General features: G+C 59.6%; 16 protein-coding genes and 1 riboswitch. Of the genes, 13 read left to right on the top strand and 3 right to left on the bottom strand.

The window, feature by feature from the left end:
- Positions 1–65 precede the first annotated feature (65 nt).
- The 12 genes from dnaJ (at position 66) to radC (ending at position 9,685) form a co-directional block, all read left to right on the top strand.
- The gene (gene dnaJ / locus ACR0KS_RS11715; RefSeq protein ID WP_170698160.1) at positions 66–1,214 is read left to right on the top strand and encodes a molecular chaperone DnaJ; all 1,149 of its coding nucleotides are present in this window, start codon (positions 66–68) and stop codon (positions 1,212–1,214) included.
- A gap of 171 nt (positions 1,215–1,385) precedes the next feature.
- A riboswitch (TPP riboswitch) is annotated at positions 1,386–1,492 on the top strand.
- A 47-nt stretch (positions 1,493–1,539) separates the two neighbouring features.
- Positions 1,540–2,343: a bifunctional hydroxymethylpyrimidine kinase/phosphomethylpyrimidine kinase gene (thiD, locus tag ACR0KS_RS11710; protein WP_170564432.1), complete on the top strand. Its 804-nt coding sequence runs from the start codon at positions 1,540–1,542 to the stop codon at positions 2,341–2,343.
- Positions 2,340–3,317 carry an FAD-dependent oxidoreductase gene (locus tag ACR0KS_RS11705; RefSeq protein WP_480693216.1) on the top strand — a complete coding sequence of 326 codons (978 nt, stop codon included), beginning with the start codon at positions 2,340–2,342 and terminating at the stop codon, positions 3,315–3,317. The genes thiD and ACR0KS_RS11705 overlap by 4 nt, the downstream gene beginning before the upstream one ends.
- Positions 3,301–3,495 (top strand): sulfur carrier protein ThiS, encoded by a 195-nt coding sequence (thiS, locus tag ACR0KS_RS11700; RefSeq protein ID WP_170564427.1) that lies wholly within the window; start codon positions 3,301–3,303, stop codon positions 3,493–3,495. The genes ACR0KS_RS11705 and thiS overlap by 17 nt, the downstream gene beginning before the upstream one ends.
- A 2-nt stretch (positions 3,496–3,497) precedes the next feature.
- Positions 3,498–4,262: a thiazole synthase gene (locus tag ACR0KS_RS11695; protein WP_170564424.1), complete on the top strand. Its 765-nt coding sequence runs from the start codon at positions 3,498–3,500 to the stop codon at positions 4,260–4,262.
- Complete coding sequence (locus ACR0KS_RS11690; RefSeq protein WP_170564421.1) at positions 4,259–4,855, top strand: thiamine phosphate synthase; 597 nt, start codon at positions 4,259–4,261, stop codon at positions 4,853–4,855. The genes ACR0KS_RS11695 and ACR0KS_RS11690 overlap by 4 nt, the downstream gene beginning before the upstream one ends.
- Positions 4,852–5,814: a HesA/MoeB/ThiF family protein gene (locus tag ACR0KS_RS11685; protein ID WP_170564418.1), complete on the top strand. Its 963-nt coding sequence runs from the start codon at positions 4,852–4,854 to the stop codon at positions 5,812–5,814. Before ACR0KS_RS11690 ends, ACR0KS_RS11685 begins: the two co-directional genes overlap by 4 nt.
- A 19-nt stretch (positions 5,815–5,833) precedes the next feature.
- Positions 5,834–6,769, top strand: a complete 936-nt coding sequence (locus ACR0KS_RS11680; protein ID WP_170412570.1) for an ABC transporter substrate-binding protein — start codon at positions 5,834–5,836, stop codon at positions 6,767–6,769.
- The gene (gene tenA / locus ACR0KS_RS11675; RefSeq protein ID WP_170564415.1) at positions 6,766–7,440 is read left to right on the top strand and encodes a thiaminase II; all 675 of its coding nucleotides are present in this window, start codon (positions 6,766–6,768) and stop codon (positions 7,438–7,440) included. Before ACR0KS_RS11680 ends, tenA begins: the two co-directional genes overlap by 4 nt.
- Positions 7,437–8,162 carry an ABC transporter ATP-binding protein gene (locus ACR0KS_RS11670; RefSeq protein ID WP_170564412.1) on the top strand — a complete coding sequence of 242 codons (726 nt, stop codon included), beginning with the start codon at positions 7,437–7,439 and terminating at the stop codon, positions 8,160–8,162. Before tenA ends, ACR0KS_RS11670 begins: the two co-directional genes overlap by 4 nt.
- A complete protein-coding gene (locus ACR0KS_RS11665; protein ID WP_170483221.1) occupies positions 8,159–8,893 on the top strand; it encodes an ABC transporter permease in 735 nt (244 codons plus the stop codon). The genes ACR0KS_RS11670 and ACR0KS_RS11665 overlap by 4 nt, the downstream gene beginning before the upstream one ends.
- A 36-nt stretch (positions 8,894–8,929) precedes the next feature.
- Positions 8,930–9,685 (top strand): RadC family protein, encoded by a 756-nt coding sequence (radC, locus tag ACR0KS_RS11660; protein WP_170387054.1) that lies wholly within the window; start codon positions 8,930–8,932, stop codon positions 9,683–9,685.
- Positions 9,686–9,688: 3 nt separating this feature from the next.
- Here radC and ACR0KS_RS11655 read toward each other — a convergent pair whose 3' ends face one another.
- The 3 genes from ACR0KS_RS11655 to secA form a co-directional block, all read right to left on the bottom strand.
- Positions 9,689–11,245, bottom strand: a complete 1,557-nt coding sequence (locus ACR0KS_RS11655) for a phosphate ABC transporter substrate-binding/OmpA family protein (RefSeq protein ID WP_170564408.1) — start codon at positions 11,243–11,245, stop codon at positions 9,689–9,691.
- Between the two features lie 26 nt (positions 11,246–11,271).
- Complete coding sequence (locus tag ACR0KS_RS11650; protein WP_170564405.1) at positions 11,272–12,201, bottom strand: hypothetical protein; 930 nt, start codon at positions 12,199–12,201, stop codon at positions 11,272–11,274.
- A 100-nt stretch (positions 12,202–12,301) separates the two neighbouring features.
- Positions 12,302–15,019, bottom strand: coding sequence for a preprotein translocase subunit SecA (gene secA / locus ACR0KS_RS11645; RefSeq protein WP_170564402.1), 2,718 nt, complete (start codon positions 15,017–15,019; stop codon positions 12,302–12,304).
- A gap of 176 nt (positions 15,020–15,195) precedes the next feature.
- Between secA and ACR0KS_RS11640 the strand changes: the two genes are divergently transcribed.
- Positions 15,196–16,044 carry a peptidylprolyl isomerase gene (locus ACR0KS_RS11640; RefSeq protein ID WP_170564399.1) on the top strand — a complete coding sequence of 283 codons (849 nt, stop codon included), beginning with the start codon at positions 15,196–15,198 and terminating at the stop codon, positions 16,042–16,044.
- Positions 16,045–16,050 lie beyond the last annotated feature (6 nt).

Here is a 16,050-nt window from a genome sequence, read left to right as displayed (position 1 = left end):
GGGCCAATTCGGGCCGGTCCGGTTGTCGGGCCGGCCCGATTACGTTGAGGCAGAAGGAAATACTGATGTCAAAACGCGACTACTATGATGTGCTCGGCGTATCAAAGGGCGCATCGGCGGACGAGATCAAGAAAGGCTTTCGCAAGAAAGCCAAGGAATTGCATCCCGACCGCAACAAGGACAACCCGGATGCCGAGGCACAGTTCAAAGAAGCGAACGAAGCCTATGACGTACTGCGCGATGCCGAGAAAAAGGCCGCGTATGACCGCTTTGGTCACGCCGCGTTTGAGAACGGCATGGGTGGCGGTCGTCCCGGTGGCGGGTTTGGCCAGGGCGACTTCTCTAGCGCATTCTCTGACGTATTTGACGACCTGTTCGGCGATTTCATGGGCGGTCAGCGTGGCGGAGCTGGTGGCGGCCGTCGTGCCGCACGCGGATCAGACCTTCGCTACAACCTGCGCGTGTCGCTGGAAGAGGCGTTTTCGGGACTTCAGAAAACTATCAACGTCCCCGCTGCCGTAGTCTGCTCAGCCTGTGACGGCTCGGGTGCCGAAGGTGGCGTGGAGCCAACGATGTGCCCGACATGCTCGGGTATGGGAAAAGTGCGGGCGCAACAGGGTTTCTTCACTGTCGAGCGCACGTGTCCGACTTGTTCGGGCTTGGGACAGATCATCAAGAACCCCTGCAAGTCCTGTCAGGGCGCTGGCCGCGTAGAAAAAGAGCGTGCCCTATCCGTGAACATCCCAGCTGGCGTTGAAACCGGTACCCGTATCCGCCTTGCGGGTGAGGGTGAGGCCGGGATGCGCGGGGGGCCTCCGGGTGATCTCTACATTTTCGTCGAAGTTTCAGATCACAAGCTGTTTGAGCGCGACAGTGTAAACCTCTATTGTCGTGTGCCGGTCAGTATGGCCAAGGCAGCGCTGGGTGGCTCGATCGAAGTGCCGACAATCGACGGTGGCCGCGGTCGCGTGCAGATTCCGGCTGGCAGTCAGTCAGGCCGCCAAATGCGCCTACGCAGCAAGGGTATGCCTGCCCTGCGCGGCGGTGGGGTTGGTGACATGTTCATTGAACTGGCCGTTGAAACACCTGTAAACCTGACCAGCCGCCAGAAAGAGCTGCTGCGTGAGTTTGATGACCTGGGCGAAGATAACCACCCGGAATCAAAAAGCTTTTTTTCGTCCGTTAAATCTTTCTGGGACGGGATGAAAGGCTGAACCTTCGGTTAGGGGGCTCTGCCCCCGCCTCCCTTCGGGAGACTCCCCCGGGATATTTTTAGCCAGATGAAGCAGGGGATCCGTACTTCATCTGGCCCCAAATATCCCGGAGCGCGAGGCAGAGCCTCGCAAAAAATACTTGATTCTTGCGGACCTCCCTGAGATGGTCCGCGCCAACCGTTGGGGTGCCCTGTCTACAGGGCTGAGAGGTGCGAACGCGTCAACCCATCGAACCTGATCCGGGCAATACCGGCGGAGGGAACGGTCGTACACTTTGCAGACGTTTTCCACGCCACCGTTGCCCCAATTGAACCGGAGCAACCATATGGCGCCTATTGCATTGACAATTGCAGGATCGGACAGCGGCGGAGGGGCTGGAATTCAGGCCGACCTGAAAGCGATGTCGGCTCTTGGCGTGTTTGGCGCGAGTGTTATCACGGCGGTGACGGCGCAGAACACCCGTGCGGTGATCGCCGTGCATGGAATTCCCCTGGATGTTATCGCGGCGCAGATCGATGCGGTTCTGACTGATTTGGACGTTGGTTCCATCAAGATTGGAATGTTGGCGACGCCCGAGATTATCCGTACCGTGGCCGACAGTATCGCAGCTTTTGAAGGTCCGATCGTCCTGGACCCCGTGATGATAGCGAAGTCCGGCGATTCCCTGTTGGCGGAGGACGCAGTTCAGACCTTGCGTGATGTGCTCTTACCCCGAGCTTCAGTGTTGACGCCAAATCTGCCGGAGGCTGCGTGTCTGTTGGACAGCGCAGCCGCCGCGTCGCCTGTAGAGATGGCGGATCAGGGGCGTAGCCTGTGCGCATTGGGGGCAAAGGCAGTATTGATGAAGGGCGGGCATGGCGCAGGGGATATTTGTCACGATATCCTGCTGGACGCTTCGGGTGTCTTAGGTGAATACACGGCCCCCCGTGTGGATACGCGCAACACGCATGGCACCGGATGCACGTTGTCGTCGTCGATTGCTGCGGGGTTGGCAAAGGGTCTGGCGCTGTCCGATGCGGTCGCACAGGCGCATGACTATCTTCAGCGGGCCATCGCCAAGGCGGATGAGTTGAATGTCGGGCAGGGCCACGGGCCGGTCCATCACTTTCATCGGGTGTGGACGGCGTGACGCTCTGGTCGGTCATAGGGGCCGGTGTTGCCGGTTTGACCGTCGCCAGCGAGCTTGTGTCACGCGGCGTGAAGGTGCAGGTTTTTGATCCTGGCGGACCTCCGGGTGCCCATGGGTGTTCCTGGTGGGCTGGCGGAATGTTGGCTCCGTGGTGCGAGTTTGAAAACGCCGAGGAACCAGTGCTGCGTCTGGGGCAAGGCGCGTTGGAGTGGTGGGGCTCGCGCACTCAGGTCCATCGGCGCGGTACTCTGGTTGTTGCCAATTCAAGAGACCTGCCTGATCTGCGCCGGTTCTCGCGCCGGACGCACGGGTTCAAGGATGTAAATCAGGCAGGAATCCCTCAATTAGAGCCTGACTTGGCAGGCTTTTCCAAGGGCTTGTTCTTTTCGGATGAGGCGCATTTAGATCCGCGCCGGGCGTTGCTGGATCTGTATCGGCAGTTGCACGCAGAGGGGGTCGTATTTCATCAGAAACTGGCCCCGGCCAGATTGAAGAACGCCATTGATTGCCGGGGGCTGCACGCGCGCGAGACATTGCATGACCTTCGCGGGGTCAAGGGTGAGATGCTGGTGATCCGGTGTCCTGATGTAACCCTGTCTCGCCCCGTGCGTTTGTTGCACCCACGAATGCCGCTTTACATCGTGCCACGCGGCGACGGCGTCTACATGCTAGGCGCAACAATGATCGAGTCAGAGGACAGCAGCCGCATCACCGCGCGATCCATGTTGGAACTGCTGAGCGCCGCATACGCGCTGAACCCCGCCTTCGGAGAAGCCGAGGTGCTGGAAATCGGTGTCGATCTGCGCCCGGCTTTCCCGGACAACCTGCCGCGTATCCGGCGTCTGGGGCATACGATCTATGCCAATGGCCTCTATCGTCATGGTTACCTGTTGGCTCCGGCGCTTGCACAGGGTGTGGCTGATCTGGCGCTTGAAAACAAACATTCGGAGATGGTGGATGAAGATCGTGCTTAACGGTGAGCCGCGCGAGGTGCGTGCCGAAACCTTGTCGGGCGTGTTGTTGGAATGCGGGTTTACCGGTCGCGTTGCGACGGCTGTCAACGAAGAATTCGTGCCTTCGTCCCTGCGCGTCGCCCATAAACTAACCGACGGCGACAGGGTCGAAGTTGTTGCGCCGATGCAGGGGGGCTGAAGATGAAGACGTTCTATGGCACCAAGCTGCCGAATCCACTGATGCTGGGGACGGCGCAGTATCCCAGTCCGGCGATACTTGAGACGGCATTTCGGGAAAGCCGGGCCGGGGTCGCCACCGTGTCCTTGCGGCGCGAGTCCGGTGCCGGGCAGACGTTTTGGCAAATGATCCGCGATCTTGGCGTATTGGTCCTGCCCAACACCGCTGGCTGTCATACAGTCAAAGAGGCCGTGACCACTGCGCATATGGCACGCGAGGTGTTTGATACCCGGTGGATTAAACTTGAACTGATCGGTCATACCGACAGCCTGCAACCGGATGTGTTTCAGTTGGTCGAGGCCGCACGCATTCTGACCGAGGATGGGTTTCAGGTTTTCCCGTACACCACCGACGATCTGATAGTGGCGGAACGCCTGTTGGGGGCTGGGTGCGAGGTGCTGATGCCGTGGGGCGCTCCGATTGGGTCGGGGCGCGGGCTGAACAACGAATACGCTCTGCGCGCAATGCGGGCTGAGTTCGCCGATGTGCCGTTGGTCATTGATGCGGGGATCGGCCTGCCAAGTCACGCGGCGCACGCGATGGAGCTGGGCTATGACGCCGTTCTTTTGAACACAGCGGTGGCGCGGGCAGGTGATCCGGCGGCGATGGCGCGGGCGATGATGCTGGCGATTGAGGCGGGGCAACTGGCGCATGAGGCCGATCCGATCGAGGCCCGAGATATGGCCGAACCTTCGACTCCGGTGATCGGAAAGGCGTTCCTGTCATGACGCTGGACCGGTTCTATCCGATTTTTGATCATTCCGACTGGTTGCGGCGCATGTTGCCGCTGGGGGTGAAGCTGGTTCAACTGCGGATCAAGGATCAGCCGGATGAGGTGGTGCGGGAGCAGATCTCCGCGTCACGTGACCTCTGCCGCGCTTATGGTGCCGTGTTGGTGGTGAACGACTACTGGCAGGCCGCCATTGATGCGGGGTGTGACTGGATTCATCTGGGTCAAGAGGATTTGGACGACGCCGATCTGAAAGCGATCCGGAAAGCTGGGCTTAGACTGGGCGTGTCCACCCACGACGATGATGAGCTTGAACGTGTTCTGGCAATGGACCCGGATTATGTGGCGCTTGGCCCGGTCTATCCGACCATCCTCAAGAAAATGAAATGGGAACAACAGGGTTTGCCGCGCGTGACAGAGTGGAAAGCACGGGTGGGCGACATTCCCCTTGTCGGTATTGGCGGGATGAGCGTTGAACGCGCCGAGGGCGTGTTGCAGGCAGGTGCGGATATTGTTTCGGTCGTGACCGACATCACCCTGAACGACGACCCCGAAGCCCGCGTGCGCCAATGGATCGAGGTCACGCGATGAGCCGGTACGCGCGTCAAACCCTGTTGCCCGAAGTCGGGGCCGAAGGTCAGGCGCGCTTGTCCGATGCGCGGGTTCTGGTGATTGGTGCCGGAGGTTTGGCGGCCCCGGTTCTTCCCCTACTTGCCGGGGCCGGTATCGGGCAGATCACGATTGTCGATGGCGATACGGTTGCCCTGTCAAACTTGCACCGCCAGACGCTGTTTACCGAGGCAGATTGCGGGCGGCCCAAAGCCATCGTCGCCGCCGAGCGGTGTCGCGCGTTGAATGGTGAAATCAACGTATCTGCGGAAAAACAGGCTCTAACAAGCGAAAATGCCGCCGATTTTGTGGCGCAGGCGGATGTGGTTCTGGATTGTGCCGACAGTTACGCCGCCAGCTATATCTTGTCGGATACGTGTTTTGCCGCAGGAAAACCACTGATCACCGCGTCGGTTCTGGGCCTGTCGGGTTATGTTGGTGGATTCTGCGGCGGTGCCCCGTCGCTGCGCGCTGTGTTCCCGGATGCGCCAGACAGTGGGGCAAGCTGTGCAACTGCGGGCGTTTTGGGTCCTGTTGTGGGATTGATTGGTGCGATGCAGGCGCAGATGACGCTGAACCTGATCCTGGGGCTGGACCTCTCGCCTTTGGGCCAGATGGTTCAGTTCGACGCACGAACACTGCGCAGCACCACGTTTCGTTTTGACAATGCGCCGGAACCCGAGCGGCACTTCAGATTTGTCTCCGCAGGAGAACTGACCGGGGACGATTTGATCATAGAACTGCGTAGCGAAGATGAAGCACCGAAACCGGCGCATCCAAATGCACAGCGCCTGCCGCTCACCACCCTTAAATCAGAGCCTAACAAGGGCCAAACACTGGCTTTGTGCTGCGCCACTGGTTTGCGCGCGTGGCGCGCTGCCGAAGAAATACAACCGGATTGGTCCGGCGAGATTGTCCTCGTCGCGGCCGCAACCTCGTGAACAGAAGGAAACGCGAGACATGAAAAAGCTGATCACAGCCATCGCTCTGCTGGCCGCCGCGCCCGCATGGGCCGAGGACAAGATGACCGTGCTGCTGGACTGGTTCATCAACCCCGACCACGGTCCCATCATCGTCGCTCAGGAAAATGGCTACTTCGCGGATGAGGGGCTTGAGGTCGAGATAGTCCCGCCTGCGGACCCGTCTGCGCCTCCGCGTCTGGTTGCTGCGGGTCAGGCGGACCTGGCCGTTTCTTATCAACCGCAACTGCATCTGCAGATCCACGAGGGGCTGCCGCTCAAGCGTGTGGGCACTCTGGTTGCGACCCCGCTGAACTGCCTGCTGGTGCTTGAGGACGGCCCGATCAAATCGCTTGCTGACCTCAAGGGCAAGAAGGTCGGATTCTCGGTCGCAGGCGTGGAAGAAGCAATCCTGACGGCGATGCTGAACGCGCATGGTGTTGCACTGGACGATATCGAGTTGATCAACGTGAACTTCTCGTTGTCGCCATCGCTGATGACCGGTCAGGTCGATGCGGTGATCGGTGCGTTCCGTAACTTTGAGCTGAACCAGATGGATATCGAAGGCGTCGCAGGCCGCTGTTTCTATATCGAAGAAGAAGGCGTTCCACCCTATGATGAGCTGATCTATGTCGCCAATCCCGACAAGATGGACACCGACATGATCGCGCGTTTTCTGGCTGCGACCGAGAAAGCCACCCAGTTCATCGTCAACAACCCTGAAAAAAGCTGGGAGATTTTCGCCGCCACGTCGTCCGAGCTGCAGGATGAGCTGAACGCACGCGCATGGGTCGACACTCTGCCCCGTTTCGCGCTGCGTCCGGCGGGTTTTGACGCTGGCCGGTATGCCCGGTTCGAGGAATTCCTCAAGGACAGCGGCATGATCGACAGCATCAACCCGGTCAGCGACATCACCATCGACGTGACCGCGCAATGAGCGAGTACGGCAAAGCCTTCGCGCTGATGCGCGACGTGGCGCAAGGGCCGTGGCGGGACTATACCCGCCACGCTTTTGTCGAAGGGCTGAAGGACGGAAGCCTGCCGCGTGAGGCCTTCCTGCACTATCTGCGTCAGGACTATGTGTTTCTAATCCATTTCTCCCGTGCCTGGGCGCTGGCGGTGGTGAAGTCGGAAACCCATTCCGAGATGCTGACCGCCGTCGGCACTGTGAACGCACTGGTGGCCGAGGAAATGCAACTGCATATCGGTATCTGTGAGGTCGAAGGCATCTCGGGCGAGGAACTGTTCGCCACCCCCGAACGCGCCGAGAATCTGGCCTATACGCGGTTCGTGCTCGAGGCGGGCTATAGCGGCGATCTGCTGGACCTGCTGGCGGCCCTTGCGCCTTGCGTGATGGGCTATGGCGAGATCGGAGCGCGCCTGGCGTCCGAGGCCACGTCCGAGACGTATCGCGACTGGATCAACACCTATGCAAGTCCCGACTATCAAGAGGCGTGCAAGGCGGTGGGATCATTGCTGGATCAGGCTCTAACACGGCGCATTGGGCCGGATTTTGAAACCTCACCCCGGTGGGGCAGGCTGTGCCAGACCTTCCGAACCGCCACAGAGCTAGAGGTCAATTTCTGGCAAATGGGCCTGACACCATGACCCCTGCACCCGACCTGACCATTAGCGGCACGGCCACCATCGACGGAGCGACGCTGTTCGCGCCGCTTAGCCTGACCCTTGGGTCGGGGCAGTGGACCTGTTTGTTGGGGGGATCGGGTGTTGGAAAAACAACGGTTTTGCGTCTGATCGCAGGGCTGGAAACGGGCGCGGATTTCAACGGTCAGATTACCGCAAGCGATGGTCAGACTGTAGCGGACCGCGTCGCGTATATGGCGCAGGACGATCTGCTGTTGCCGTGGGCGACGGTTGCGCAGAACGTGTCACTGGGCGCTCGGCTGCGTGGTGAGACCCCCGACATTGAACGCAGGGACCGTTTGATCGAACGGATGCGCCTTCAGGATCACATGGCCAAGAAACCGTCAGAGCTGTCCGGCGGGCAGCGCCAGCGGGTCGCGTTGGCGCGTACCCTAATGGAGGATCGGCCCATCGTTCTGTTGGATGAGCCGTTCTCGGCCCTCGATGCGCGTACTCGTGCCGACATGCAGGACCTTGCTGCCGATGCGCTGAGGGGCAGGACCGTTCTTTTGGTGACCCATGATCCGGGCGAGGCCGCGCGGCTGGGTCAATCCATTGTGGTGATGACACCGCAGGGGCTGACCTCATGCGATCCGCCAGCCGCGCCTGCGCCGCGCCACGTGGATGATCTGGAAACGTTGGAAACGCAGGGTGCTTTGTTGCGACTGCTGAGAGAGGCGGCATGAAGATCCTCTCGGCCCTTGCAGCAACCGTGTTCGCGCTGGCTATATGGCAGGCAATCGTCAGCCTGACCGGGTTGCCGAAGTTCATCCTGCCCGGCCCGGCACTAGTTGCCGAGACTTGGTGGCAGAACCGCTGGATCATCGCGGAGCACACGTGGATCACGGCGGTCGAGGTTGTGATCGGTCTGGCCTTCGGGACGGTTTTGGGTGTTCTGACCGCCCTGCAACTGGCCAATTCACGTGCGGCCCGAGTGTTGGTGCAGCCGATGCTGGTCTTTACGCAGGCATTGCCGGTTTTCGCGTTGGCACCTTTGCTGACGCTCTGGCTTGGATACGGGTTGTGGTCCAAGGTCGCCATGGCCGTGTTGATCATCTACTTTCCGATCACGTCCTCCTTCTTTGATGGGCTGATGCGGACGCCACAAGGGTATCTTGACCTTGCGCGCACCATGCAGGCCAGCCCCCGCGCCGTGTTGTGGCACATTCGTATTCCCGCCGCGCTGCCCTCGCTGGCCTCGGGGATGCGGCTGGCGGCCGTTTATGCTCCGATCGGGGCCGTGATTGGCGAATGGGTCGGGTCATCGCAAGGGCTGGGCTATTTGATGTTGCTGGCCAATGGGCGCGCCAAGACCGATCTGATGTTTGCCGCAATGCTGACGCTGGGTGTGTTTTCCATCCTTCTACACCTGATTGTCCGACGGGCCACCGCACGCATGGCGGGTGAGGCACGTTAACCTTTCAGAAACTGATTCTAAGCCAGTCTCTGGGGCATGACTCAGGACGCCTTTGCCGAAGCCCCCTCATTGTTTGAAACTGATGAAGCCCCGGTGCAGCCATTGCCACAGGGGAAGTTACCGTCCTATATCAAGGACCACCGCAAACGGCTGCGCGAACGGTTCATGGCGGGCGGATCGGCTGCCATGCCAGATTACGAATTGCTGGAACTGGTTCTTTTTCGCTCGATCCCCCGGCAGGATGTGAAGCCCTTGGCGCGCGCCCTGATGGACACATTCGGTGATTTCAACCGCGTGCTGACCGCGCCCGAGGAACGGTTGCGGCAAATCAAGGGCGTGGGCGATACGGTGATCACGGACCTCAAGATACTCGAAGCCTGCGCCCACAGGATGGCACGGGCGCGGGTGATGCAGCGGCACGTGATATCGGGTTGGGATGCGTTGCTGGACTATTGCCACACAACGATGGCGCACCGCGAGACTGAACAGTTTCGGGTCTTCTTCCTGGATCGCAAGAATGTCCTGATCGCGGATGAGGAACAAGCCAAGGGCACAGTGGACCACGTGCCAGTCTACCCGCGCGAGGTCGCCAAACGCGCGCTTGAGTTAAACGCCTCGGCGCTGATCCTTGTGCACAACCATCCCTCGGGTGATCCGACGCCGTCGCAATCGGACATCGACATGACAAACCGAATTCAGGATGCGTGCACAGCCTTGGGGCTGACGCTGCACGATCACCTGATCATCGGAAAATCGAATGAGCTGAGTTTTCGGTCCGAAGGCTATCTGTAGCTTTTAGTCGACCCAAACCTCGACCCTGCGATTGACCTTGCGGCCCCAGTTCGTGTCGTCGCAGGCCATTGGCATCGCCTCCCCAAATGCATCCACATTCAGTTCGACGCTGTCTGGCACCGTGGTCTCGACGGCTGCCAGCACCGCATTGCGAAACGTTTTCGCGCGCAGCAGGGCGATACGCGCATTGCCTGCGGCGGGGCCGTCGCCGTCGCTGAACCCAACAAATGTCAGCTTGCGCGCATCAAACGCCCCGGACTCAATCTGTTGCGCCAGTTGCCGAATATTAGACCGCGATTGCGCATCGGGCCGGGACGATCCCGCCTCGAACCGAAAGGACAGCGACAACCGTGACAGGGGACGCAAGGTTTCGATCATGCGCTGCAATTCGTCCAGCCCAACCTCGGGGCCGCCAGACGCCACGGCATTTGCCAGACGGTCCCCCTGTAGCCCGATCCGCATCGTTTCGGGCGCCTGATCGACAAAGCCAGAGTTTCGGATCTGCAACTGCGCCGCATCGCTTTGGGTATAGGCCAGAAACTGCCTTGCGATCCGGGGCAGGCGGCGGTTGGGCAGATACAGGAACATGGGCGAGGTCAGCGGATAGTCCTCGGTCTTGATGGTTTGCCGCGTGGCTGAAAGCGCATGACCGCAGCCTCCGGTCAGCGGCAGTGCGCGGACTGAGTCCAGTTCGGCCTGACTTGCAATGCCGATCGCGAAAGGGTCACTCGCAACTTGGCGTACCAGTTCTGCACTGCGACCGTGCCGAGTGATTTCGTCGGACAAGACCGCTTGGGATGGTGCAAGCAACTGATCCTCGACGAATTGGGCCAGGCCCGACCCGGCATCCGGCAAGTGCAACGAAATCGGCGCGTCTGGGCCGCCAAGCTCGGACCAGTTGGTGATCTGGGCAGCAAACACCCGCGCCAGATCAGAAGGTGAAATTTGTCGAACAGGATTTTCAGTCGCAACAATCGGTACCAACGCATTCAGTGCGACGACACGTGACCGGCGTGCGCCAGTCAGGTCCCCTAAGCCTGCGTCATCTGCGGCCTTCTGTTCCGCTGGGCGCACTTCGCGCAGGGCCATGACGATATCGGTTTCGTTGTTGGTCAGATCAGTGAACCCCTGACCCGTGTTGTTCGGACTTAAAAAGAACCGGCCTAGCGGAGTGTTCCGCTCGGGTTTGTGAAACGTGTATGTCAGCCTTCCCGAGTTCAAATCCTGCGGTACGGCCGAAAGCCCCTCTTGCCTTGCAAATCCCATGATAAGGGCGGGCAGAACTTTTTCGGCCATGACAGACGAACCCGAAAACCGAACCTCGGCCACGAAATCGGTCAGGTTCGGGCAGGCAGGACCCTCGCAGGTCACGCCTGATCCATCAACGGTCAGGTGTCCGAACTTGGTGTCCACTCTGTAGAATTCACCATCGAATCCAAGCAAGTTGCCGACAACTTCGACTTTGCCGTCATGAGAGGTGAGCGTGATGTCTTGGGCTGACGCGCCTGACGTCAGTGCCAACGAAACGAGTGCAGCCGCCGCCGCACGAAAGAAAATCATAAGTTGCCCGAGCCTGCTGCCTGATTTTAGTTGGCCGCGATTGTCAGGTCTTCGATCAGATTATTCAACACCAGAAACTCACCCGCCTGCGTACAATTCGGAAGGTTGAGTGTCAGTTCCCGCGACCGAAGACGTTGATCGGCGCGCAGTTCAAAAGACTGAACGATCAGGTCGCGGTCACAGTTCACGTCTGTCACCTCGGCTTCGACGGTCAGGGCGATAGAGCCGGTCCGGTCAGTCTGACCGTAAGGAAACGAATACACCTCGACGTTCTGGGCGTCGTCGAAACCGGCCGACCCGAGCGTTACGACGCTGCCTGCGCCTTGCGCGTTTGGATCCGAGAAGACATGGCCTTTGCCGCCATAGCTGGCACCAAATTCAAGAGCGTGGATTTGCAGGTTTGTGTCACCGGCCCATTGCAAGGCAATCCGGTTATATTCGGTCAGGTCGGGAATATGAGTCGTGGCGACTGTCCCGCTCTGGTCATCGACCGAGATCAAAAAGATCGCGTATTCCGACAACGCTGGAATCGTCAGTTCCATCGCGCCGTTTTCATCCGTCATCTGCGTAACCGTCAAGCCGCTGTGCAGCACATTGACTGGCTCATTCGCATGGCAGGGTGCCTTGATCGTCAGCACGGCAGATGCGCCGGGCACAGCCCTTGCGCGCGCGCTGAGGCCGCAATTTACCGGTTCTGAGGGGGCTGACCGGCTGGGTTGCAGGGTGCGCTGCTGGGGATGACTGGAATCGGTCGCATCCGGGGCTGAAGACGAGGAGGTCAGAACAATATCCTCCAGCCCGACGATGATCGAAGCATGGTCAGTTATTGATGTAGCATTGGCCGCCGTCTGCGCACCGTTCGGCTGCACAGGCGTTCCATTCTGCATCAGGTAACCGATCGCAAGGGCACAGGCGACCGTGCCTCCGGTGGTTACGTAGTTCTTAATAATAAACAAGACACCCTCCCCAGTTGAAGGAGCGAGTCGGATATTGTCCGCGAATCACGGCCAATATGTGGCCGTGAAACGGACTCATTGTGTCTGAATTACGTCGGCGTCAGGTCAGGCGGCCGTGGCAATGCTTGAACTTTTTCCCCGATCCGCAGGGGCATCTGTCATTGCGTGACGGGTTGCCCCAAGTGCTTGGGTCGTCCTCGACAAAGCCGGGACGCGCATCGCCCGAGGCTTCGGCCTCGGCCACGGCTTCGGCTTCATCCACCGCCTGATCGACGGCTTGTTGTGCCTGTGCCTGCTGTGCCTGCATTTGCGCCAACATCTCGCGCTGTTCTTCCTCGGTCAGCGGGCGGACGCGCGACAATTGCTGGGTCACGGTTTCCCGCAGACTGTCCAGCATGCTTTCAAACAACTGGAAGCTTTCGTTCTTGTATTCGTTCAGCGGATCGCGCTGGGCGTAACCGCGGAAGCCAACGACTGAGCGCAGATGCTCGAGCGTCAGCAGATGCTCGCGCCACTTGCTGTCGATGGTGTTCAGCAAAACCTGCTTTTCGATGTTGCGCATGTTTTCAGGGCCAAAGGCTGCGGCCTTCTGCGCCATCATCTCGTCCGAGGCGTTGATCAGGCGTTCACGCACCTGTTCGTCGTCCACGCCTTCTTCGGCTGCCCAGTCCTGTACGGGGGCGTCGATGGTCAGCTTGTCCTTGACCGCTTCGTGAAGGCCGTCGGTGTCCCACTGATCGGCGTAGGATTTCGGCGGCATGTATTCGTCGATCAGGTCGTCAATCACCTGTTCACGCATATCCGACACGATTTCGGACAGATCATCCGAGGACATGATCTCGCGCCGCTGGCTAAAGACCACCTTACGCTGGTCGTTCATCACGTCATCGAATTTCAGGACGTTCTTGCGCATGTCGAAGTTGCGCCCTTCGACCTTTGACTGCGCGCGTTCGAGGGATTTGTTCACCCATGGGTGAATGATCGCCTCGCCTTCCTTCATGCCCAGCGTGTGCAGGACCTTGTCCAGACGTTCCGAGCCGAAGATGCGCATCAGGTCATCCTCAAGGCTCAGGTAAAACACGGTGCGGCCCGGGTCACCTTGCCGACCGGAACGGCCGCGCAACTGGTTATCGATGCGGCGGCTTTCGTGGCGTTCGGACGCCATGACGTAAAGACCTCCGGCGGCCAGTACCTTTTCTTTCTCTTCCGCGTGGCGGGATTCTTCAGCGGTGCGCAGCTCGGCTGGATCGGCCTCGGGGTTTTCAGCTAACGCTTGCAGAACCTTCATCTCGACATTGCCGCCCAGCTGAATGTCGGTGCCACGTCCCGCCATGTTGGTGGCGATGGTGACGGCTCCGAACCGGCCTGCATCGGCAACGATCTGCGCCTCTTGCTCGTGCTGGCGCGCGTTCAGAACATTGTGCTCGACACCTTCCTTGGTCAGCATCTGGCTCAGAAGTTCGGACTTTTCGATCGAGGTGGTGCCCAGCAGGACAGGTTGCCCGCGTTCCTGCGCTTCCTTCGTTTCCTGGATCATCGCGCCGTATTTTTCACCGGCGGTGCGATAGACCTGATCGTCTTCATCCGCACGAGCAATCGGCTTGTTGGTCGGAACCTCGACAACGCCCAGACCGTAAATTTCCTGAAATTCCTCGGCCTCTGTCAGCGCGGTGCCGGTCATGCCGCCCAGCTTGTCATAGAGGCGGAAATAGTTCTGGAAGGTCACACTGGCCAGCGTCACGTTTTCCGGCTGGATTGGCACACCTTCCTTGGCTTCGATGGCCTGATGCAGACCTTCCGACAGGCGGCGCCCCGGCATCATACGGCCGGTGAATTCGTCGATCAGAACCACGTTGCCATCACGCACGATGTAATCCTTGTCGCGCGTGAACAGTTTATGCGCGCGCAGACCCTGATTGACATGGTGAACAACCGTGGTGCTTTCGGGATCGTACAGCGAATGGCCTTCAGGGATCAGCCCGCCGGCGATCAGTTGCTGTTCGAGGAACTCGTTGCCCTCATCCGTAAAGGTCACGCTGCGGGATTTTTCGTCCAGCGAGAAATGGTCGTCCTGCAAGGACGGGATCAACGCATCAATCGCGGTATAAAGCTCGGACCGGTCCTGCGACGGGCCCGAGATGATCAGCGGCGTCCGCGCCTCGTCAATCAGGATCGAGTCCACCTCGTCCACGATCGCAAAGTTGTGGTGGACCTGATAAATCTCGGCCAGATCGGCCTTCATGTTGTCGCGCAGGTAATCGAAGCCCAGTTCGTTATTGGTGGCGTAGGTCACGTCACAGGCATAGGCGGCCTTCTTCTCGGCGTCGGGCTGGCCCGACCAGATCACACCGGTGGTCATGCCGACCGCGCCAAACACCTTGCCCATCCATTCCGAGTCGCGCTTGGCCAGGTATTCGTTCACCGTGACCACATGCACGCCCTTGCCGGTCAGCGCGTTCAGATAGGCGGGGAAGGTGGCGACAAGCGTCTTGCCCTCACCCGTTTTCATTTCCGAGATGTTGCCCTGATGCAGGAAGGCACCACCCATAAGCTGCACGTCAAAGGCGCGCAGACCCAGCGCGCGCTTGGCCCCTTCGCGGACGTTGGCAAAGGCTTCGGGCAGCAGGGCATCCAGGCTTTCGCCGTCCAGTGCGCGTTTGCGCAGCTCGGCGGTCTTTTCGATCAGACCCTCATCGGACAATTTCTCGAACTCGGGTTCCAACGCATTGATCTGTTCGATCAACGGGCGGGTCGCCTTGATCTTGCGGTCGTTCGGTGTTCCGAACACCTTTTTGGCGAGCGTTCCGAGTCCCAGCATGTTCACTCCAGCGGATCTGTTCTTGTCTTGGTTGCGACAGGCTTGCCCACCTTGCGCGCAACCCATAGATACGGGGGGTGAAAGGCGGCCCTGTCCAAGGCTTCAAAGCGATGTAAGCGGCAGGTTCCTGAGTGTCAACGCTGCGCCCTGTCGCGGCAAAGAAATAGGATGATTCCATGCCCAAAGGCTTCACTTTTCTGCCATCTCTGGCGCTTGCTGCCGTTTTGGCCCTGCCGTTGGCCGCCGAAACCAAGCCTGACGCCAGCACGGTTGTGGCCCGCGTAAACGGGGACGAGATCACTTTGGGTCATGTCATCGCTACGGTTGCGACCCTGCCACCCAACTATCAACAGATCGAAGACGACGTTCTGTATGATTTCGTCATCGAACAACTGATCCAGCAGCAACTTCTTGGACAGCAGCAGGAGGCGCTGACGGCATTGAACGCCCTTGCGCTGGCGAATGAGACCCGCTCGTTGCTGGCGGTTCAAACCGTGAATGCGCTGGTCGAAGATGCCGTCACCGACGAGGCCATCCAATCTGCTTATGACGCGCAATTCGCTGAGTTCGAGGGCGAGGATGAGTTCGACGCCAGCCACATCCTTGTGGCGACTGAAGACGAAGCGAAAGAGATCAAGACACTGTTGGACGACGGCGCGGATTTCGCTGAACTGGCCATAGAGAAATCGACAGGTCCGTCCGGACCCAATGGTGGTTCACTGGGGTGGTTCGGCAAAGGCCAGATGGTGCCCGAGTTTGAGGCCGCGGTTCTTGCATTGGAAAAAGGTCAGGTTTCCGACCCCGTACAAACCCAGTTTGGCTGGCATGTCGTGACATTGAATGACAAACGCAAGTCCGAAGCCCCTGAACTGGACGCCATCCGCGATGAACTGGCCCAGACGATTCAAAACGAGGCGATTCAAGCCCGCATCGAAGAATTGACACAGGCGGCTCAGATCGAGCGGCCCGAACTGGAAGGGGTAAGCCCCGACGTTGTTCGCCAGATCGAGCTGATTCAGGAGTAAGCGACC

It is taken from the genome of Ruegeria sp. BC7 (assembly GCF_056539165.1).
This window is presented reverse-complemented; position numbering and strand designations above follow the sequence as displayed.